Below are 20,368 nucleotides of genomic sequence, written 5' to 3' on the forward strand. Positions count from 1 at the left end.
GTGAATTCCGGGCGCCACGCCGTGCTGCGGAACGAAGACGGCCAGTATGCGATCTGGCCCGGTGACTTCACCGTGCCGGGTGGCTGGCACACGGTGTTCGGGCCGGCCGGCCTCGCGGACTGCCGGGCCCACGTCGAGCGCGTATGGCGCTGGGCCGGGCTCGGGCTCCCCGGGCCCGGCGGCGCCGGCCGGGGCCCGGCCCGGGCCGGGTTCTCGGACACCGTGCACGGACTGTTCCGGGCCCGGGCCGCCCACGACCCGGACGCGGTCGCCCTGCTCACCGAGGACGGTGAGCTGAGCTACCGCGAGCTCGACCTGCGCAGTGACCGGCTGGCCGCCGTCCTGCGGGCCCGGGGCGTCGGGCCGGAGCGGGTGGTGCCGGTCTGCCTGGAGCGCGGGGCGGCCCTGATCACGGCCTGGCTCGGCGTGCTCAAGGCCGGTGGGGCCTTCCTGCCGCTGGACCCGGCGCACCCGCAGCGGCGGCTCGCGCAGCTCGTGGTGGACTGCCGGGCGGTGGTGGTCGTCGGGGAGCACGGGCGGCACTTCGCCGGGGTCCCGGTGGTCGGCGCCGACGCGGCCGGACCGGACGGCGATCCCGGCCCGGGCACCGCGCAGACGCCCCCGGGCACCGCCGCGGATCCGGCGGAGGACCCGGTCGAGGACGGCGTCCCGGCGCCGGACCCGGCCGTGCCGGACGACCTGGCGTACCTGATCTACACCTCCGGCACCACCGGCACCCCCAAGGGCGTACCCGTCACCCACCGCTCGCTGGTCTTCACGCTCGACCGGGTGATCCGCGCCTACGAGCTCACCGCGCGTGACCGGGTGCTGCAACTCGCCGCGCTGGGCTTCGACACCTCGCTGGAGCAGGTCTTCGCCGCGCTGCTCAGCGGCGCGACCCTCATCCTCGGCGGCGCCCGCACCTGGGCGCCCACCGAGCTGGTGCACCGGATGCGCGAGCTCAGGCTGACCGTCGCCGACCTCACCCCCGCCTACTGGCACCACGTACTCGCGCTGCTCCCCGAGGGCGGCCCGGCCCCCGAGGGCCTGCGGCTCGTCGTGGTCGGCGGGGACACCGTGCACGCCGACGACAGCCGCGACTGCCTGGCCCGGCTGCCCGGCGTCCGGCTGGTCAACGCCTACGGGGTGACCGAGGCGGCCGTCACCTCCACGCTCTGCGAGGTCACCCCGGCGGTGCTGGGGCCGGCCGGCGGGGGCGGGCTCGGCGCGGCCCCCGTCCCGATCGGCAGGCCACTGCCCGGGGTGCGGCTGCACCTGCTGGACGCCCGGCTGAGCCCGGTGCGGCCCGGTGAGAAGGGCGAGATCTACCTGGGCGGCCCCGGCGTGGCCCGCGGCTACTGGCGGGCCCCCGGGCTCACGGCGGAGGCCTTCCTGCCCGACCCCTACGCGCCAGTCCCCGGCGAGCGGATGTACCGCACCGGCGACGCCGGCCGCTGGCGGCCCGACGGTCAGCTGGAGATCCTCGGCCGCTTCGACGACCAGGTGAAGGTCCGCGGCTACCGGGTGGACCCGGCCGAGGTGGAGTCGGTGCTCGCCGCCCACCCGGACGTGCGGCAGGCCCGGGTCGCCGCCGACGGCGCCGCGGACGGCACGCACGTGCTGACCGCCTACTACACGCTCGCCGACCGGGACGGCTCCGGCGCCCGGGCCCGGCGGTCCCAGATCCGCGACTACCTCGCCGAGCGGCTGCCGGACTTCATGGTCCCGGCCGACTTCGTCCTCCTCGACAGCATGCCGCTCACCGCCGCCGGCAAGATCGACCGGCGCCGGCTGCCGCGCACCGCGCCGCAGCTCCAGCGACGCGCGGGGCGCGACGGCGAGGGCACCGTGGAGGCCCGCGGCGCCGACACCCGGTCCGACCCGCCCGACGGTGCCCGCCGCGACGCGGGCCCGCTCGCCGACGGCTCCGGGAGCGCGATCGAACCCGCCGTCGCGCACCTCTGGTCCGAGCTGCTCGGCGTCGAGGAGGTCGGGCCCGCCGACGACTTCTTCGCCCTCGGCGGCAACTCGCTGCTCGCCATGGAGATGCTGGCCCGGGCCCGGATCATGTTCGGCATCGACGTCACCAGGATCCGCTTCCTCACCCGCTCGCTGCTGCGCGACGCCACCCTGCGGGCCTTCGCGACCGCCACCCAGTCCGCCCGCGCCGGCGGCAACGGCTTCGGCGAGGCGGCCGTCGACTGGACGGCCGAGGCCGTACTCGGCACCCCCGTACGGCAGTCCTGGCGCCCCGCGCCCTCGCGCGCCGAACCGGCCGAGATCCTGCTCACCGGCGCCACCGGCTTCTGCGGCGCCCACCTGCTCGCCGCCCTGCTGGACACCACCGGGGCACGTGTCCACTGCCTGGTCCGCGCCCCCTACGAGGAGCACGCGCTGGAGCGCATCCGGGCCGCCCAGCAGCGGTACCTGCGCAAGGACGTGCTGGACGGCCGGGTGGTCCCGCTGGTCGGGGACCTCGCCGAACCGCTGCTCGGGCTCTCCCAGCACCGCTTCGAGGCGCTCGCCGACAGCCTGGACGCGATCCACCACCTCGGCGGGCAGGTCAACTTCATCTACCCGTACCACCAGTTGCGCGGCCCCAACGTCGGCGGCACCCGGGAGGTCGTCCGGCTGGCCGGGCACTCGCGGGGCATCCCGGTGCACTACCTCTCCACGCTCGCCGTGCTCGCCGGCTTCGGCCCGGCGGGCGTCGGCGAGGTGACCGAACGGACGCCGCTGGCCCACCCGGACCGGCTCGCGGTCGGCTACGTGGAGAGCAAGTGGGTCGCCGAGCAGCTGCTGCACAACGCGGCGGCGGCCGGGCTGCCGGTCACCGTGCTGCGGACCAACGACGTCACCGGCGACCTCACCACCGGGGTGATGAACACCGGCACGGAGATCTGCGCGCTGATCAAGTACATGGCCGACAGCGGAAGTTGCCCGGACGTCCGGCTGCTGCTCGACTTCGTCCCGGCCGACCGGTTCAGCCGCGCCGTCGCGCACATCGCCCGGCACGCCCCCGCGATCGGCGAGGTCTACCACATCACCTCGCCGCGCCCCGCCGTGCTCGCCGACCTCGCCGAACGGCTGCGGGCGCGCGGCCACCCGGTGGAGCAAGTCCCGTACAAGGCCTGGGTCGAGGACCTCGTCCGGTTCGCCGCCGGGCACCCCACCCACCCGATGACCCCGTTCGTGTCGCTCTTCGTGGACCGCAGCCCGGGCACCGAGCTGTCCATCAGCGAGATGTACTTCCGGCCGACATTCCCGCTCTTCGACCGGGCCAACACGGACCAGGCGCTGGTGGGCAGCGGGATCGAGCTCCCGGCGGTGGACGACGCCTTACTCGACCGCTACCTGGAGCAGTTGACCGCGGAGGGCTTCCTGATGCCCCCGGCGGGGGTGGTCCGGCGGTGAGCGGGGGCGGCGGCGACGGGGAGTTCGGTGACGCGGCTTTCGGCGACGCCGTGTTCGGGGGCCTGGACGTGCGGGGCGCGCCGGGGGACGGGCCGGTGGCGTTCGGGGCGCGGCTAGGGCCGGACGTGCTGCTGGCGGCCTACCGGCACGGGCTCTTCCCGATGCCCGCCGCCGACGACTACGCGAGCGCCTTCAACGAAGTCCGGTTCGAGGAGGCGGTGGCGGCGGGGGAGGTGGCGCTGCTGCCCGGCGCCGAGGACGACCCCTACGCGCTCGCCTGGTGGTCGCCCGACCCCCGCCCGGTGCTCGCCCCGGACGCGGTGCACGTCGGGAGCCGGCTCGCCCGGCGGCTGCGGAACGGCCGGCGGTGGTGGACCAGCGCCGACCGGGCCTTCCCGCGCGTGCTCGAAGCCTGCGCGCAGGCACGCCAACCCTCCTGGCTCGTACCGGAGCTGCGTGTCGCGCTGGTCGAACTCCAGCGGCGCGGCGCCGCCCACAGCGCCGAGGTCTGGGAGGGCGAGGAGCTGATCGGCGGGGTCTTCGGGGTGGCCGTCGGGCCGGTGCTCAGCCTGGACTCGATGTTCCACCGCCGCTCCGACGCCGGCCGGGTCGCCGTGGCCGACCTCGCCGCGCGGTTCGCCGACGCGGGCGGGCGCCTGCTGGACGCCCAGTGGGACTCGCCCCACGTCCGCGCGCTCGGCGCCGCCGCCGTTCCGCGCGAGCGCTACCTGGCCGAACTGGCCGCACCGGCCGAGGTCGGTCCGCTGGCCACCGCGATGCTCCCGGCGGCCCGGCTGGGCCGGTGACCGCGGTCGCCGGTCCCGCGGTGGGGGCGGCGGAGGCGCCGGGGCGGCCGACGACGCGGCCCCGCCCGGGAGGTTCCCGGCGGGGCCGGTCGGTGACGTCGGCCGGGCGAACGCCCCGGCGTCAGTACGGCTGGACGAGGACGTGCGCGGCGCCCGGGATGCCGACCTTCAGCAGCTCGTCCTCCTCCGGGGTGGTCGGCGTGCCGGTCTCCTGCTTCAGGACCGCCCGCGAGAGCGCCTGCACCCACATCGCGCGCGGCCGGCGGCGCTCCTCCCAGGCGGCGAGCGCGGCCGCGACGTCCCTGGCCGGGTCCTCGACCGCGTCCAGGCTCTGGGCCAGCACCAGCGCGTCCTCGACCGCCATCGCCGCGCCCTGCGCCAGGTGCGGGGTGCTCGCGTGCGCGGCGTCGCCGGCCAGTACCACCCGGCCGACGTGCCACGGCTCCTCGACACTGACCTGGGAGATCCGCGAGTAGACCACCGCGGCCGGGTCGGTGACCAGCGCCAGCGCCTCGGCGACCGGGCCGCCGAAGCCGGTCAGCCGCTCGGCCAGCTGCTCGTGGGCGCGCTCCTCGTCCGGGCGGAAGTCCGCCGGCTCGGCGAACACCGATCCCAGGTACATCAGCTCGTCGGTGATCGGGGTCAGCAGCGCCTTCGCCCGCTGGTTCCCGGCGGACATCACCACGCCCTGCACCTCGGGCGAACGCGGCAGCGTCACCCGCCAGTTCGCGAATCCGGTGTACTCGGGCAGGTACTTCTCGCCGTACAGCCGGCGGCGCAGCGGCGAACCGATCCCGTCGAAGCCGACCACCAGGTCGTAGCGGCCGTGGTGGCCGTCGGTCAGGGTGACGTCGACGCCCGCGCCGTCGTCGGTCAGTTCGGCGATCGTGGTGCCGAAGCGGAGGGTGGCACCGGCGGCGGTGGCGGCGTCGCCCAGCACCCCGGCCAGGGCGGGGCGCGGTATGCCGTTGTTGGACGGGGCGTCACCCATCCGGGGCTGCGGGATCTTGGCGAGAGTGGCGCCGGACGGGTCGCAGACGGTCAGCACCTCCCACTCGAAGCCGGCCGCCAGGCAGGCCTCCAGTACGCCGATCTCGCGCATCACGTGCAGGGCGTTGGACGGCTGGATGATGCCGACGCCGAGCGCCTCCAGGCCGTCGCGCAGCTCGGCCACGTCGACCCGGTGGCCGCGCCGGGCGAGCGCGGTGGCCAGGGTCAGGCCGCCGATGCCGCCGCCGTGGATCAGTACGCGCAGGGGTGAGGTCATGACGGGGGTCTCCCAAGGGGGTCGGTGCGGGCGGTGCGGTGGGGTCGGGTGAGGGGTGGTCGGGTACGGGCGGGCCGGGGTCAGCCGACCGGCGCGGGCCGGGCGGCGGAGAGGTCCATCAGGTGGTCGACCAGGGCCAGCAGGAGGTCCCGGCCGAAGCCGCGGTCGCGCACGTCGCCGAGCAGCATCGGGACCTGCGGGTCCAGGTCCAGGGCGGCCCGGATCTCGTCCGGCGTCCGGGTGTTCTGCCCGTGGAAGCAGTTGATCGCCACCACGAAGGGGATGCCCCGGCTCTCGAAGAAGTCGATCGAGGCGAAGCTGGTCTCCAGCCGGCGGGTGTCGGCGATGACGACGCCGCCGAGCGCGCCGTTCACCAGGTCGTTCCACATGAACCAGAAGCGCTCCTGGCCGGGGGTGCCGAACAGGTAGACCACCAGGTCGGGGCTGACCGTGATCCGGCCGAAGTCCAGGGCGACGGTGGTGGTGTCCTTGCTGTCCACGCCGGACAGGTCGTCGACGCCCACGCTGGCACGGGTCAGGTACTCCTCGGTGCGCAGCGGGGCGACCTCGCTGACCGAGCCGACCAGGGTGGTCTTGCCGACGCCGAAGCCGCCCGCGATGAGGATCTTCACGGCGGACGGCGCGGTGGCGCCGGAGGCGGAGGAGGAGGGAAGGGGTGCGGTCGGTGCCATGGTTCAGAGTCTCCGGAGTCCTTCGCGAACGGCCGTCAGCAGGCCGAGGTCCAGGCCCCCGCCGGCCCGGGCCACCGAGAGCGGCGCCCGGGCCAGCAGCAGGCCCTGGGAGATCAGGTCGCCCAGGAGGATCTTGGTGACCGAGATCGGCAGGTCCAGCTCCGCCGCCACCTCGGCGACGGCGGCCGGACGCCGGCAGCGGTCCAGGATCATCCGGTGCTCGGGCTGGAGCCCGCGCGGCCCCGAGCGGGAGGAGCCCCGCGCCAGGACGGTGCGGGCCTCCTCCGACACGGTGGTCAGCACGGTGATCAGGGTGAGGTCGTCGCGCTCGGGCGCGGTGCGGCCGCGGGTGATGGTGTACGGGCGCACCATCGTGCCGGCACCGTCGTCCTCGTCCTCGTCGGGCACCTCGCTCCAGTGCGGGATCACCGGGGCATCAACCCCGGTTCCTGGCCGCGAAGGCGTCGAAGTCGCTGCGCACCGGCGTGCTCAGCTTCTGGCCGACCTGCTGGACCAGGGTGTGCATGGCCACCGACATCACCTCGGCGTCCACCTCCTGGGAGGCGACCACGGCCAGGTGGGTGCCCTGCGCCGCGGCGATGATGAACAGCCAGACCTCGGACAGCTCGACGATGACCTGGTGCACCGGCCCGCCGTCGAACAGCTGGCCGACGCCCCGGGCGAGGCTCTGCTGGCCGGTCGCGACGGCGGCCAGCCGCTCGGCGTCGGCCCGCTCGATGGTGCGGGAGTGGCTGACGACCAGGCCGTCGTCGGAGAGCAGCACGGCGTTTCTGGTCCCGGCCACCGAGTCGACGAGTCCGTCCAGCAGCCAGTCCAGGTCCTGGTGGGTGGCGATCGTGCGGTTCATGACTGGTCATCCGTCCTAGTGGTTCGGGGATCCGCGGCGGGCAGGGCCCAGGGGTCCGGGTCCGGTGCGGGCGCCGGGGAGCCGGCGGATCCGGTGGGGGGCGCCGGGCGGGAGCCGCGGGTGAAGACGTCGGGCCCGGGGAGGTGGACCTCGCCGGAGTCCTGGCCGCGGGCCACCCGGGACTGTCGCTGGAAGGCGCCGATGGCCGCGCCCGAGCGGCGCGGGGGGCGCTGGAGCGCGCCGGCCGAGCCGATCGGCGTGCCGAAGGAGCCCGGCATGCCCGGCGCTCCGGTGACGCGCTCGCCGGGCGCCGGGGCCGGCGGCGGGACGCGCAGCTCGGCCGCCAGGCTGGCCTGGCGAACCCGCTGCGGCAGCGGCGCCTGGCCGTCGGCCGGCTCGCTGAGCGGCACCGTCGAGGCGTACTCGCGCCGCTCGGCGAGGCGGTAGTGGTCGGCCGGGCGGTACTGCTCGTCGGCGTAGGGGGCCTCCGCGGGCGTCACCTTGGCGTAGGCGATGTCCGGGTAGGCGGGGGAGTCCTGGGCGGGGGTGTCCCGGGCGGAGGCGTCCTGGACGGGCATCTCCTGGGCGGGCGTCGGGGCGAGCGGCTCCTGAACCGGCGCGGCGTACTCCGGGGTGCCGTCGGCGGGCACGGCGTACTCCTGGCCCCCGTAGGCGTCCGTGCCGTACCCGTTCGTCCCGTAGCCGTCGGTGCGGTACCCGTCGGTGCCGTACTCGGCGCCGACGTGGCCGACCGTGCCGTACCCGCCGGCGCCGTACCCCGCGCTGCCGTAGCCGGCCGAGGCGTCGACCGGGGAGCTGTGCTCGACCGGCTGCTCGGGCGCGGGCGGCTGGATGTACTCGACGTGCGCGAACGCCTCGGCCGAGTTCTCCGCGGCCGCCGTCGCGACCAGGACGGTCTCCGGCGGCTCGATCGCCGGCGGGGCCGTCGCGACCGCCGTCGCCACGGTGGCCTCCGGGTCCGCCGGCCGGGCGTGGGCCGGGGTCCCGGCGAGGGCGGCCGGCGCGGTCCTGCGGGTGCGCCGGGCGAGCGGGATCGGCTCGACCGGGGTGGCGTCGGGCAGCCCGGCGTCACCGTCGATGACCAGCTCGTCGGGGACGAGCACGACCACCCGGGTGCCGCCGAAGGCCGACGGGCGGAACTCGATCCTCAGGTTGGAGTTGGCGGCCAGCCGGGCGACCACGTAGAAGCCGAGGCGGATGTCGTCCGCCCGGGCCAGCACGTCCATCCGGGGCGGACGGCTCATCAGCTCGTTGGCCGCGTCGTACTGCTCCGGGTCCATGCCGAGGCCGCGGTCCTCGATCTCCACCGCGAGTCCGCGGCCGACCATCGCGGCACGGACCTCGACCGGCGTCGGCGGCTTGGAGAAGCTCGCGGCGTTCTCCATCAGCTCGGCGATCACGTGCGCGACCGGGCCGACGGCGCGCTCGGAGAGCCACGGGTGGCCCTCGACGTCCAGCATGATCCGCCGGTAGTCCTGCACCTCGCTCTGGGCGGCCCGCAGCACGTCCAGCAGCGGGACCGGCTTGCGCCAGCGCCGCTGCGGTTGGCCGCCGGCCAGGATGACCAGGTTCTCCTCGTAGCGCCGCAGGCGGGCGGTGAGGTGGTCGAGGTCGAACAGGCCCTCCAGCACCTCCGGGTCCTCGTGCTTGCGCTCCAGCTCGTCCAGCTTGCGCAGCTGCTGACCGATCAGCAGCTGGGTGCGGCGGGCGATGCGCTGCAGCAGCCGCTCGAAGCCGCGGTGCTGGTCGGCCTGCCGGACGGAGGTCTCCAGCGCGGAGGTGCGGGCCAGGTTGAGCGCCTGGCCGAGCTGGGCCAGCTCGTCGGTGCCGTTGCCGTGCGGATCGGCGGTGATGGCGCGGCTCTCGGCCTCGACGTCGACCTGCTCGCCCCGCGAGAGGCGCTCCACGACCTCGGGCAGCGTCCGCTCCAGCTCCTCGGCCTGGGTGTGCAGCGCCTTGATCCGGCGGCGCAGCGAGCGGGTCAGCCGCCAGCTGGTGAGGATCACCGCGACGACCGCGATCAGGCCGATGACGGTGGTCAGCACGAAGGCGGTGAGCAGCGAGAGGAAGGAGCCCTTGCCGACCTCGACGATGCCGTCGGTGCGGGTCTCGATCGCCTTCACCAGCTCCGGATTGAGCTGGTCGAGCGCCTGGCGCCACTGGTCCTGGGCGGCCGGGAGCTTGACGGCGCCGCTCGGATCGGCCGGGGTGGCCCTGATCAGCGACTGCTCCACGGAGGCCTTGGCCTGCCAGGCGGGGCTGGTCATGACGTCCTGCCAGGCGGCGGCCTCGGCGGCCGGCACGTACGGCACGACCTGCACGGTGAACAGGTGGTCCTGCGCGCCGATCGCCTGCTGGACCTGCTGGTAGTCGGCGGCGGTGAGCTTGCCGGACGGCCAGCCGCGGGCCAGCAGGGCGTCCTCGCGGGCCAGCATCTCCTTGGCCCAGAAGGCGTTCACCAGGGTCTTGGAGATCCAGGTGACCTCGCCGTTGTCGACGTGGCTCAGCGCGGTGAACAGCCGCAGGTCGACGGCGATCAGGTCGGTGTAGTAGGTGAAGGCGGTCTGCTGGTCGACGGCGGCGCGGTCGATCGCCGCCCGCTGCTCGGCCAGCTTGCCCATCGCCTGCCGGGCCTCGGTGACCGCGGTGCGCACCTCGGTGGGCGCGCTGTCGGCGGTCTCGTCGGAGAGCGACTGGAACTGGCGCACCGCGTCGTCGGTGAGCTGGCGCTGGCGGCGCAGCGCGTCGGTGACGCTGCCGGGCCGGGCGAGCGCCTCGGCGCTGAGCCGGCGCTCCTCCTGGAGGTTGTAGTAGACGTGGTTGGACGGCTGCCCGGCCTTCTGGGCCAGCAGGCCCTGGGCCGCCTGGCGCTGGAAGTCGAGGAAGGTCTGGCCGCTGGTGACCGCCCAGAGGGCGGCGAGGGCGAGACTGGGGACGACGGCCAGGACGAGCAGCGCCGTCCGCAGGGACAGGCGCGGACGCCTGCGGGGGGACTTCGGCGTCGGGGGCCGCCGATTCGCACGCGCGCGCAGAGCTGACTCCTTGGGACTGGCGGCCGGCCTGGTGGGGCCGAACCGTCCGGGGGCACGAGCTTTTGACGAAGTGATACTAGTCATACGGTGTGATAGGAGTGAAAACTCGTTCGCTGCCTGGACGGTGTGCGCACACAGTCTTAACACACTGTCATCGGGCCGTTAATGATCGGTGAACGAAGGAGCCTTGCGGGGCGCGGCGCTCCGGGGCTCCCCCGGCCGGCCGCCGATGCGCCGTGATCGTGTGCGGAGCGTGCCTCCCGATTGCCCGCCCGGCCGGGGGGCGGCTGCCTTGCCGGTGCGGCCGCGACTGCCCGAACGGGCCGTCGTGGTGGCGGGCTGACGGGGGCTCGGGCCGGCGGCCGGCCCGGCCCGTCGGGCAGCCCCGGCGGCTCGGGGGGCTCGGGCGGTTCAGGGGGCTCGGGGGCTCAGGCGGTTCAGGGGGCGCGGGGCTCAGGGGCTCGGGTGGCTCAGGCGGCGAGCAGGCGGGTCAGGGTCGAGGTCAGTTCGTCCGCCAGGACCTGCCCGGCCGCCTCCGCGTCGCGCCGGCGGACGGCCTCCACCAGCTCCGCGTGGGTCGCGTAGCCGTGGTGCGGATCGCCCTCGCGCAGCCCCAGCAGTCCGACCAGCTCGACCAGGCGCTCCCGGAGTACCGGGACGAACTCGGCGAACAGATCGGAGAGCACCGGATTGTGGGCGGCCGCCACCACCGTCGCGTGCAGGGCGATGTCCGCGTCCACGAAGGCGGCGTCGTCCGCCGCGCCCGCCGCGTGGCGGGCGGTCAGCGCCCGGTCGAGCGCCGCCTCGTCGGCCTCGTCGTGCCGGACGGCGGCCAGCCGGGCCGCCTGGACCTCGATCATCGCCCGCACCTCGTACACGTGCGCCAGCTCGGCCCGGCGCAGCCGCGCCGACCAGTCCTCGCCCGGCCGGTCCGCCGTCACGAACACCCCCGAGCCCTGGCGGCTCTGCACCATGCCGGCGCCCGCCAGCGCGCGCAGCGCCTCCCGGACGGTGGACCGGCCGACGCCCAGCTCCTTGGCCAGGGCCACCTCGCCGGGGAGCTTGCCGCCGACCGGCCACTGCCCGGCCGCGATCTGCTCGGCGATCCGCCGGGTCGCCTGGTCGACCAGGGGGGAGGGGCGCAGTGGGTCGAGCGGAGACATCGCGTTCACCTGTCAGGTTGTCTGAGGACTTGGTTCACGGTTACGGTACCCCGCATGAAGTCGTGGAGTCTCCTTCCCGGCTGCCTTCGCGGTGGCCTTCTTGGTGGCCGCAGCGGGGTCTGACCGGACCGGCACCCCGCTGCGGGGTGCCGTGCTGCCGGTTCGTCCTCCGGTGCAGAACCCGAGACGAAGGACCTCCCCCATGCCGTTCCCCACGCTCCGCACCCCCGCCGGGCCCGTACCGGCCGCCGCCCCCGACTGGAACCCGCAGCGCGGCAGCGCGATGCCGTTCCAGCGCTACCGCCCCGCCCACGAGCGGGTCGAGCTGCCCGCCGGCGACCGGCGGCAGTGGCCCTCCCGGCGGATCGAGCGGGCCCCGCTCTGGGTGCCCGTCGACCTGCGCGACGGCAACCAGGCGCTGGCCGAGCCGATGGACCCGGCGCGCAAGCAGCGGATGTTCGACCTCTTCCTGGCCATGGGCTTCAAGGAGATCGAGGTCGGTTACCCCTCCGCCAGCCGGACCGACTTCGACTTCGTCCGCCGGCTGGCCGACACGCCCGGGGCCGTCCTCGAGGACGTCACCGTGGTGGTCTTCACCGCCGCCCGCGCCGACCTGGTCGAGCGGACCTTCCGCTCCGTCGAGGGGCTGCCCCGGGTGGTCGTGCACCTCTACACCGCCACCGCGCCGATCTGGCGCGACGTGGTGCTCGGCCGCGGCCGGGCGGAGGTGCGCGCCCTGGTCACCGAGGCCGCCGAACTGATGGCCCGGCTGGCCGAGGGCCGCCCCGGCGTCCGCTTCGAGTTCTCGCCGGAGGTGTTCAACCTGACCGAGCCGGACTACGTCCTGGAGGTCTGCAACGGCCTCACCGAGCTGTGGGACGCGAGCCCCGACCGGCCGGTGATCCACAACCTGCCCGCCACCGTCGAGATCGCCACCCCCAACGTCTACGCCGACCAGATCGAGTACGTGCACCGCCACCTGGCCCGGCGGGAGTCGGTGATCCTCTCCGTCCACCCGCACAACGACCGCGGCACCGGGGTCGCCTGCGCCGAACTCGCCCTGCTGGCGGGCGCGCAGCGGGTCGAGGGCTGCCTGTTCGGCAACGGCGAGCGGACCGGCAACGTCGACCTCGTCACGCTGGCGCTCAACCTGCACACCCAGGGCGTCGACCCGATGATCGACTTCTCGGACATCGACGAGATCCGGCGCACCGTCGAACACGTCAACCGGCTGCCCGTGCACGAACGCCACCCCTACGCCGGCGACCTCGTGCACACCGCCTTCTCCGGCACCCACCAGGACGCCATCCGGAAGGGCTTCGCGCACCACGCCAAGGCGGCGGCCGACCTCGGCCTGCCGCCGGGCCGGGCCCCGTGGGCCGTCCCCTACCTGCCGATCGACCCGGCCGACCTCGGGCGGGACTACGAGGCGGTGATCCGGGTCAACAGCCAGTCCGGCAAGGGCGGGATCGCCTACCTGCTGCAGACCGGGCACGGGCTGGAGCTGCCGCGGCGGCTCCAGATCGAGTTCGCCCGGGTGGTCCAGGAGTCGGCCGACGACAGCGGCCGCGAGGTCGGGGCCGACGAGCTGTACGCGCTGTTCCGCTCCCACTACCTGGACGCGGCCCCGGCCGTCGACTGGCGCACCGGGGAGGAGGACGGCCGCCACTGGGCCGAGGTCGGCGGGCACCGGGGCGAGGGCAACGGCCCGCTGGACGCCGTCACCGCCGCACTGCGCGCCGCCGGGACGGCCGTCGACATCCTCCGCTTCACCGAGCACGCCGTGCGCACCGGGCCCGACAGCGACGCCGTCGCCTACGTCGAGGCGCGGGTGGCGGGACAGGTGGTCTGGGGCGCCGGCCGGGACTCCTCCGTCCTCGCGGCCGGGGTCCGGGCCGTGCTGAGCGCCGTCGGCCGGGCGGCCGCGGGGCACGGGAGGATGCCGGTATGACACCCTCCCTCCCCACCCGGAGCCAGGCGGTCGCCGACGCCCTCGCGGCGGCCGGCCTGCCCGGCGAGATCCGCGTCCTGCCCGACTCCGCGCGCACCGCCGCCGAGGCGGCCGCCGCCCTCGGCTGCGAGGCCGGGGCCATCGCCAACAGCCTGGTGTTCAGCTGCGACGGCGCTCCGCTGCTGGTCATGACCAGCGGGGCGCACCGCGTCGACACGGCCTACCTGGCCGGGCGGCTGGGCACCGGCCCGATCGTCCGGGCGAGCGCCGCCGAGGTCCGCGAGGCCACCGGCCAGGCCATCGGCGGCGTCGCCCCGGTGGGCCACCCGGCGCCGCTGCGCACCGTGGTGGACGAGGCGCTGGCCGGGTACGAGCTGCTCTGGGCGGCCGCCGGACACCCGCACACCGTGGTGCCGATGACCTACGACGAACTGCTCCGGCTCACCGGCGGCACGCCGTCGGCGGTGGTCGCGCCCTAGCCTGCGGTCCCCTGGCGCCGCGCGCGCGTGGCGTCAGGGGGCGGGCGACGGGGTCGATTTCACCTTTGGATCATCCCTTGGTAGTTTCTTCCTCGTCGGCGGGACGAGATCGCGGAAGTGATCGGAAGCCCGGCGGTCAGGCGTCGGTGGTGCAGTGGTAGCACGCCCGCTTTCAGCGGGAAGGGTTCGTTCGATTCGGGCCCGGCGCTCGGACGTGCAGGGCGGGAGTCGTCATCGGCTCCCGCCCTCGCTGCTTTCCGGGGGCCTTCGCTCCGGGGCTCTTCCGTCATCGGCTCCCCGCGTCCGGGCTCTTCGCTCCCGGGCTCTTCGGTCCCGCGCTCTTCGGTCCCGCGCTCTTCGGTCCCGGGGCCGAGGTGCGGGCGACCAGGAGCAGGAACAGCCCGCACAGCCCCACGAGCAGCCAGCCGGGCCGCGAGGCGACGGCCAGGCCGTCCGGGCCGACCCCCACCACCAGGCCGCCCGCGACCGCGATGCCGATCGCCGCGCCGACCTGACGCGCGGTGGAGGTGATCGCCCCGGCCACCCCGGCCCGGGACGGCGGCAGACCACCGACCGCGGTGTTGGTGATCGGCGCGTTGGCGAAACCGAAGCCGACACCGATGAGCAGATAGGCCGCCAGGAGCAGCGGGACACCGGTGTCCGGGCCGAGATCCACCAGACAGAGACCGCCCGCGGCGACGAACCCGCCCGCCAGCAGGAGCGGCCGCCTCGGCCCGAACCGCGCCACCAGGGAGCCGGACCACGGCGCGCACACCGTCGCCCCGAGCGCCATCGGCAGGGTCGCCGCCCCGGTGGCCAGCGCCGTCCAGCCCCGGGCGTGCTGGAGGTACAGCGTGTTGAGCAGCAGGCTCACGTTCAGGGCGACGAACAGGGCCACGGCGCCCAGGGCCGCCATGGCGAACGGCATCCGGCGGAAGAGCGCGAGGTCCATCAGCGGCTCGGGCCGGCGCAGCTCGACCCGGGCGAACCCGGCGGTGGCGAGCGCCGCCACCGCGCAACCGGCCACCGCCGCAGGAGAGGTCCAGCCGATCCGGGGGGCCTCGATGAGCACGGCCACCGCACTGCCCAGGGCCAGCACCAGCAGCGACTGGCCGGGGAGGTCGAGCCGCCGGGCGCGCTGCCCGTGCGACTCCGGCACGAACACCGCCACCAGGACGACGGCGGCGAGGATGACCGGCGCGTTGATCCAGAACACCGAGCGCCAGCCGAAGGCCGCGATGAGTGCCCCGCCGGTGACCGGCCCGGCCGCCATGCTGAGCCCGAAGACGGACGCCCAGGCGCCGATCGCCCGGGCCCGCTCCCGGGGGTCGGGCATCGTGTTCACCACGATCGCCAGGGCGACCGGGCTGAGCATCGAGGCACCGACCCCCTGGGCGGCCCGGGCCGCGACGAGGAAGCCGAGCGAGGGCGCCGCCGCGCAGGCGAGCGAGGCGAGGCCGAAGACGACCAGCCCGGTCCGGAACACGCGCCGGCGGCCGAAGCGGTCCGCGAGGGCGCCGGCCGAGATCAACAGACCGGCCAGGACGACGGTGTAGGCGTCCACGACCCATTCCAGCCCGCTGGTGCCCACCGCCAGCCCGCGCCCGATCTGGGGCAGGCCGACGTTGACGATGGTGGTGTCCAGCCCGACCAGGAACATGCTCAGCGCGCAGACGGCGAGCACCGTCCACCGTCGGCGGGTGCTCAGTGCGGGTCGATCAGCCAGGATTGTCGTGGTCACGGGCCCACCTTCGGTTCGGTAACGTCTGCGGCCCCATGCTCGGACCGGGCGGCAGCGCCGGCCCAGCATCTTTGCGAAGACCGCAAAAACGCGCTCCGGCCCGCCCGAGGGGCCGGACGGACCGGAGGCACCCCATGAACGGCGACCGCACCGACCCCGTGAAGCCCGGGGAGCCCCTGACGCCCGTGGAGTCCGGGGAGCCCGTCGCGCCGGTGGCCGGTGGCGACGACGTCGACGAGATCCTCGCCGGCATCGGGCCGCGGCTGCGGGCCCTGCGCCGCGACCGCGGGCTCACCCTGGAGGCCCTCGCGGAGACCACCGGGATCTCGGTGAGCACGCTGTCGCGCCTGGAGTCGGGCAAGCGGCGCCCGACCCTCGAACTGCTCATCCCGCTCGCGCGCACGCACCGGGTCGCCCTGGACCAGCTGGTCGCGGCCCCGGCGACCGGGGATCCGCGCCTGCACCTGAAGCCGCAGCACCGGGAGCGCGGCAACGTCCTGGTGCCGCTGACGCAGTACCCGGGCCGGGTCCAGGTGTTCAAGCAGGTGCTCGCCCACCGCGAGCCGAAGCTGGTGACCCACGCCGGTTACGAATGGCTGTACGTGCTCGCCGGCGGCCTCCGGCTCATCCTCGGCGAGCGCGAATTCACCCTCCGCCCGGGCGAGGTGGCCGAGTTCGACACCGGTGAGCCGCACTGGTTCGGCCCCGTCGACGCGAACGCGGTGGAGGTCCTGCACCTGTTCGGCCCGCACGGCGACCAGGCCGTGGTGCGTACCGGGCCTGCCGAGCAGGCTCCTTGACGGTCCGTCCGCTGGGGCGCGGCCGTCGCGCGGGTGGCCGCGCCACCGCCGGGCGGCGCCATCTCGGCGGCGCCGCCCGGCGGTTCGGGGTGCGGGCCGGCGGCTAGATGCCGAAGGCGTCGGCCCAGCGGACCGTGCCGGACGGCAGCGGGTGCCGGTCGTCCAGGCTCAGCGCCATCCACGCCTCGTCGGGCGCGTCGACGGTGAGGACCAGTCCGTGCGCGGAGGCGCGGACGAAGCCGAACCGCGGGTAGTACGACGGGTGTCCGAGCAGTACGACGAAGCGCTCGCCGAGGCCCCGGGCGGCGTCGAGCGCCGCCCGGACCGCGGCCGAACCGGCGCCGGAGCGCTGGTGGTCCGGGTGTACGGAGACCGGGCCCAGCGCGAGCGCCGGGACGTCACCGATGAAAGCGCGGCTCAGCACCGCATGGCCGACGGGGGCGCCGGCCGGACCGGTGGCGACGACGGAGAGGCCGTCGATCCAGCCCTCGTCGGTGCGCAGCACGGCGAGCAGGTCGGCCTCCGCGGGCCGGCCGAACGCCGCGAGGGTGAGGGTCTGGACGGCCGGGACATCGGCGTCGGACTCGACGCGGGTCTGCCAGGAGGAAGCGGACGAAGACGGAGAGGACATGGTGGGAACCCTTGGCTGAAGGGCCCGTCGCGGCGGCGCCGCGCACCCGCGGTGCGGGGGCGGAAGCCGTCAGACCAGGGCCCGGGGAGTGTGAACCGTCGCCTGGGCGCTGCGCGGTACGGGCGCAGCCGTCGTCACCGTGGCCACTGGTCCACCTCCTTCGTCGAGCTCGTCGTCCTGTCGTCCGGTCCGGACCAGTCGAAGGTAACACGGACAGCGGAACGGACGCCCCCGGTTTTCCGGCCGGCCGCCGGGCGGCGCGGACGGAGTCCGTGATCGGGCGCGCGTCAATGGCGATCGACCGGCAAATAATTTCCGGTGCACCCGTCGGATGGTGGTCTGTCCAGTTTTGCGAGGCGGCAAAAATCTTCCGGTTGACAGTCGTCGCAGCGTATTGAATTCTTTCAATCGCCGGGGAGCCGCGCAGCTCTTCGGACCAAATAGCGATCGACTCCGGGGCCGGCAGAGCGAGCGGTGCAGGAATCACTGGATCATGCGAGCGGCCGGACGGTCGGCGCCGGCCAGTCCGGACGGATGTCCGGACGCGGTTTCCACGAGTACGCCTGATCACCCGGAATTTGTGATGCCGAAAAGGCCCCGGGGAGGGCCCGGCATTTCCGTACCGAAATTCAACAAGGAATCTGGCGTGCACTCATACATGAACATCAAGAAGTCCGCGCGAATCAGCCACGACTTCTGGGAGGTCACCGCCGCGGCCGGGATGTTCGACATCGTGGTGTCCGGCCTCGGCGACGGGCGGCACCGGACGCTGGCCGACGGCCACGAGTTCGTGAACATGTCGTCGTACTCCTACCTCGGCCTCGACACCCACCCGCGGATCGTGCGGGCGGCCGCCGACGCGGTGCTCGCCGAAGGGGCGCTCAACAGCTCGACCTCGCGGATGCGGATCCGGTTCGGATCGCTGCGGGACGCCGAGACGGCGCTCTCCGAGCTGTTCGACGTCGAGGCGCTGACCGTCGCCTCCTGCGCGGCCGCCGCCTGGGCGAGCCTGCCGCTGCTGGCCTCCGGGCTGCTGACGGACGGCGTCGCGCCGCTCATGGTCTTCGACAAGAACGCGCACTTCTGTCTCAACGCGATGAAGCCCGCGGTGGCCGACGAGGCGGAGATCGCCACCATCGCCCACAACGACGTGGACGCGCTGGAGGACCTCTGCCGCAAGCACCCGCAGGTCGCCTACGTCGCCGACGGCGTCTACAGCACCGGCGGCGCCGCGCCGATCCCCGAACTGCTGCGCCTGCAGGAGAAGTACGGGCTGTTCCTGTTCTTCGACGAGGCGCACGGCGTCTCCACCGTCGGCGAGCGCGGCCGGGGCGCCGTGCTGGAGGCGATGGCGGCGAACGGCGGGATGAACGACCGCACGCTGATCATCACCTCGCTCAACAAGGGCTTCGGTGCCTCCGGCGGCGCGATCTTCCTCGGCCGCAACGGCTCGCAGCAGCGCCGCGACACCGCGCTGCGCAACGGCGGCCCGCTGATGTGGTCGCAGCGCATCAACACCGCCGGACTGGGCGCCATCATGGCCTCCGCGGAGCTGCACGGCTCCCCGGAGCTCAAGGAGCTCCAGCTCAGGCTCCAGGACAACATCGCGCTCTTCGACTCGCTGGTGGAGACCTCCTTCAACGGCGACGGCCTGCCGATCCGCTTCGTGGACATCGGCTCCGAGGACGCCACCATCCGCCTCGCCGGATCGCTGCTGGAGCGCGGCTACTACACCTCGCCGATCTTCTTCCCGGTGATCGGCCGGGGCAAGGCCGGGCTGCGGCTGATGCTGCGCGCCAACATGGCCGAGGCCGAGATCCGCGACTTCTGCGGCGCGCTGAACGACGGCCTGCGGGCCGAGGCGGCCCGCGAGCCGGGGCAGGACCAGCGATGACGGCCCTGCGCTCGCACATCGACTCCTCCGCCGAGGTCTTCCGCCGCAACACCGCGGCCTTCGACGAGAAGCGCCAGGTCATCGCCCGGGCCCGGGCCGCCGCGATCGCCGGCGGGGACGAGCGCTCGCGCCGGCGCCACACCGAGCGCGGCAAGCTGACGGCCCGCCAGCGGGTCTACCAACTGCTGGACCCGGGCACGCCGTTCATGGAGCTGGGCCAGCTGGCCGGGCACGAGGTGTACGACGAGCACGTGCCCTCGGCCGCGCTGGTCACCGGCATCGGCATGGTGAGCGGCCGCCCGGTGGTGGTCTTCGCCAACGACGCCACGGTCAAGGGCGGCAGCTACTTCCCGCTCACCGTGGAGAAGCAGCTCCGGGCCCAGCTGGTGGCCCGGGAGAACGGCCTGCCCTGCATCTACCTGGTGGACTCCGGCGGGGTCTACCTGCCGCTCCAGGAGCAGCTGTTCCCCGGCGAGTACCACCTGGGCCGGATGTTCCGGAACATCGCCGAGATGTCGGCGCTCGGCCTGCCGCAGATCGCCGCGGTGATGGGCAACTGCACCGCCGGCGGCGCGTACATCCCGTCGATGTGCGACGAGACGGTGATCGTCCGCGGCACCGGCACGGTCTTCCTGGGCGGCCCGCAGCTGGTGCGCGCGGCCACCGGCGAGGTGGTGGACGCCGAGACGCTGGGCGGCGCCGACCTGCACACCCGGGTCAGCGGGGTGGCCGACCACCTCGCCGAGAGCGACGAGCACGCCCTGTCGATCGTCCGGGAGATCATGGCCCGGGACGGCCGGCCGGCCCTCAGCCCGCCGCCGCAGCCCCCGCGCGCGCCGCTGTACGACCCGGCGGAGCTGCCCGGCATCGTCAGCGCCAGCCTGCGCGAGCACATCCCGGCCCGGGAGATCCTGGCCCGGCTGCTGGACGGCAGCGAACTCGCCGAGTACCGGGCCCGGTACGGGCCGACCATCGTGTGCGGCACGGGCCACATCGGCGGCTACCCGGTGGGCGTGGTGATCAACGACGGGGTGCTGTTCCCGGAGAGCGCCCAGAAGGCCGCGAACTTCATCGAGCTCTGCACCCAGCGGGACATCCCGCTGCTGTTCCTGCACAACATCAACGGCTTCATGGTCGGCGCCGAGTACGAGGCCGACGGCATCGCCAAGCACGGCGCCAAGCTGGTCAACGCGGTCTCCACGGCCAAGGTCCCCAAGTTCAGCCTGGTGATCGGCGGCAGCTACGGCGCCGGCAACCTGGCGATGTGCGGGCGCTCGATGGGCCCCCGGCTGATGGCCATGTGGCCGAGCGCCAAGTCCACGGTCGTCGGCGCCGAGCAGACCGCGACGGTGATGGCGCTGATCCGCAGCGACCAGCTCGCCAAGGAGGGCAAGGTCCTCTCCCCCGAGGAGGAGGAGTCGATCCGGCGCCCCATCATCGAGACGTACGAGCGCCAGTCCCACCCGCTCTACTACGCCGCCCGGATGTGGGTGGACGCCGTGGTGGACCCGACCGAGACCCGTGAGTGGCTGGCGCTCTGCCTCGCCATGTCCGCCGACGCCCCCAAGCAGGAAACGCGCTTCGGCGTGTTCAGGATGTGATGACGGAA

The 20,368-nt window shown here is 74.4% G+C and carries 15 protein-coding genes and 1 tRNA gene; 8 read left to right on the forward strand and 8 right to left on the reverse strand.

Annotated elements, in window-relative coordinates:
* Both ABZ497_RS15520 and ABZ497_RS15525 read left to right on the forward strand, forming a co-directional pair.
* Entirely contained in the window at positions 1 to 3,414 is a 3,414-nt protein-coding gene (locus ABZ497_RS15520) for an amino acid adenylation domain-containing protein (protein WP_359805469.1), read from the forward strand.
* Complete coding sequence (locus ABZ497_RS15525) at positions 3,411 to 4,220, forward strand: leucyl/phenylalanyl-tRNA--protein transferase (protein WP_359805389.1); 810 nt, start codon at positions 3,411 to 3,413, stop codon at positions 4,218 to 4,220. Before ABZ497_RS15520 ends, ABZ497_RS15525 begins: the two co-directional genes overlap by 4 nt.
* A gap of 121 nt (positions 4,221 to 4,341) precedes the next feature.
* Here ABZ497_RS15525 and ABZ497_RS15530 read toward each other — a convergent pair whose 3' ends face one another.
* The 6 genes from ABZ497_RS15530 to ABZ497_RS15555 all read right to left on the reverse strand — a co-directional run bounded on the left by ABZ497_RS15530 (position 4,342) and on the right by ABZ497_RS15555 (position 11,263).
* Positions 4,342 to 5,487: an FAD-dependent monooxygenase gene (locus ABZ497_RS15530; protein ID WP_359805391.1), complete on the reverse strand. Its 1,146-nt coding sequence runs from the start codon at positions 5,485 to 5,487 to the stop codon at positions 4,342 to 4,344.
* 80 nt (positions 5,488 to 5,567) lie between these two features.
* A complete protein-coding gene (locus tag ABZ497_RS15535; RefSeq protein WP_329490370.1) occupies positions 5,568 to 6,179 on the reverse strand; it encodes an ATP/GTP-binding protein in 612 nt (203 codons plus the stop codon).
* Between the two features lie 3 nt (positions 6,180 to 6,182).
* Positions 6,183 to 6,551, reverse strand: coding sequence for a DUF742 domain-containing protein (locus ABZ497_RS15540; RefSeq protein ID WP_329492319.1), 369 nt, complete (start codon positions 6,549 to 6,551; stop codon positions 6,183 to 6,185).
* Between the two features lie 64 nt (positions 6,552 to 6,615).
* The gene (locus ABZ497_RS15545; protein ID WP_329490371.1) at positions 6,616 to 7,047 is read right to left on the reverse strand and encodes a roadblock/LC7 domain-containing protein; all 432 of its coding nucleotides are present in this window, start codon (positions 7,045 to 7,047) and stop codon (positions 6,616 to 6,618) included.
* Positions 7,044 to 10,184, reverse strand: coding sequence for a nitrate- and nitrite sensing domain-containing protein (locus tag ABZ497_RS15550; protein WP_359805393.1), 3,141 nt, complete (start codon positions 10,182 to 10,184; stop codon positions 7,044 to 7,046). The genes ABZ497_RS15545 and ABZ497_RS15550 overlap by 4 nt, the downstream gene beginning before the upstream one ends.
* A gap of 386 nt (positions 10,185 to 10,570) precedes the next feature.
* Entirely contained in the window at positions 10,571 to 11,263 is a 693-nt protein-coding gene (locus ABZ497_RS15555; protein ID WP_329490374.1) for an FCD domain-containing protein, read from the reverse strand.
* Positions 11,264 to 11,465: 202 nt separating this feature from the next.
* On the opposite strand from ABZ497_RS15555, the gene ABZ497_RS15560 reads away from it, so the two are divergent.
* The 3 genes from ABZ497_RS15560 (at position 11,466) to ABZ497_RS15570 (ending at position 13,902) form a co-directional block, all read left to right on the forward strand.
* Positions 11,466 to 13,214, forward strand: coding sequence for a 2-isopropylmalate synthase (locus ABZ497_RS15560; protein WP_359805395.1), 1,749 nt, complete (start codon positions 11,466 to 11,468; stop codon positions 13,212 to 13,214).
* The gene (locus ABZ497_RS15565; protein ID WP_329490376.1) at positions 13,211 to 13,693 is read left to right on the forward strand and encodes a YbaK/EbsC family protein; all 483 of its coding nucleotides are present in this window, start codon (positions 13,211 to 13,213) and stop codon (positions 13,691 to 13,693) included. The genes ABZ497_RS15560 and ABZ497_RS15565 overlap by 4 nt, the downstream gene beginning before the upstream one ends.
* 140 nt (positions 13,694 to 13,833) lie before the next feature.
* Positions 13,834 to 13,902: transfer RNA gene (locus ABZ497_RS15570), tRNA-Glu, on the forward strand.
* A gap of 77 nt (positions 13,903 to 13,979) precedes the next feature.
* On the opposite strand, the gene ABZ497_RS15575 is transcribed toward ABZ497_RS15570, so the two are convergent.
* Positions 13,980 to 15,434 (reverse strand): MFS transporter, encoded by a 1,455-nt coding sequence (locus ABZ497_RS15575; protein WP_359805397.1) that lies wholly within the window; start codon positions 15,432 to 15,434, stop codon positions 13,980 to 13,982.
* Positions 15,435 to 15,568: 134 nt separating this feature from the next.
* Between ABZ497_RS15575 and ABZ497_RS15580 the strand changes: the two genes are divergently transcribed.
* Positions 15,569 to 16,234, forward strand: a complete 666-nt coding sequence (locus ABZ497_RS15580; RefSeq protein ID WP_359805399.1) for a helix-turn-helix transcriptional regulator — start codon at positions 15,569 to 15,571, stop codon at positions 16,232 to 16,234.
* Between the two features lie 103 nt (positions 16,235 to 16,337).
* Here the strand turns inward: ABZ497_RS15580 and ABZ497_RS15585 are convergent, their stop codons facing one another.
* Positions 16,338 to 16,865 carry an N-acetyltransferase gene (locus ABZ497_RS15585; protein ID WP_359805401.1) on the reverse strand — a complete coding sequence of 176 codons (528 nt, stop codon included), beginning with the start codon at positions 16,863 to 16,865 and terminating at the stop codon, positions 16,338 to 16,340.
* Positions 16,866 to 17,511: 646 nt separating this feature from the next.
* Between ABZ497_RS15585 and ABZ497_RS15590 the strand changes: the two genes are divergently transcribed.
* Positions 17,512 to 18,759 carry an aminotransferase class I/II-fold pyridoxal phosphate-dependent enzyme gene (locus ABZ497_RS15590; protein WP_329490380.1) on the forward strand — a complete coding sequence of 416 codons (1,248 nt, stop codon included), beginning with the start codon at positions 17,512 to 17,514 and terminating at the stop codon, positions 18,757 to 18,759.
* The gene (locus tag ABZ497_RS15595; protein ID WP_329490381.1) at positions 18,756 to 20,360 is read left to right on the forward strand and encodes a carboxyl transferase domain-containing protein; all 1,605 of its coding nucleotides are present in this window, start codon (positions 18,756 to 18,758) and stop codon (positions 20,358 to 20,360) included. Before ABZ497_RS15590 ends, ABZ497_RS15595 begins: the two co-directional genes overlap by 4 nt.
* The last annotated feature ends 8 nt before the right edge of the window (positions 20,361 to 20,368 follow it).

Origin of the sequence: Kitasatospora sp. NPDC005751, assembly GCF_040630835.1 — a bacterium.
Taxonomy (GTDB): Bacteria; Actinomycetota; Actinomycetes; order Streptomycetales; family Streptomycetaceae; genus Kitasatospora.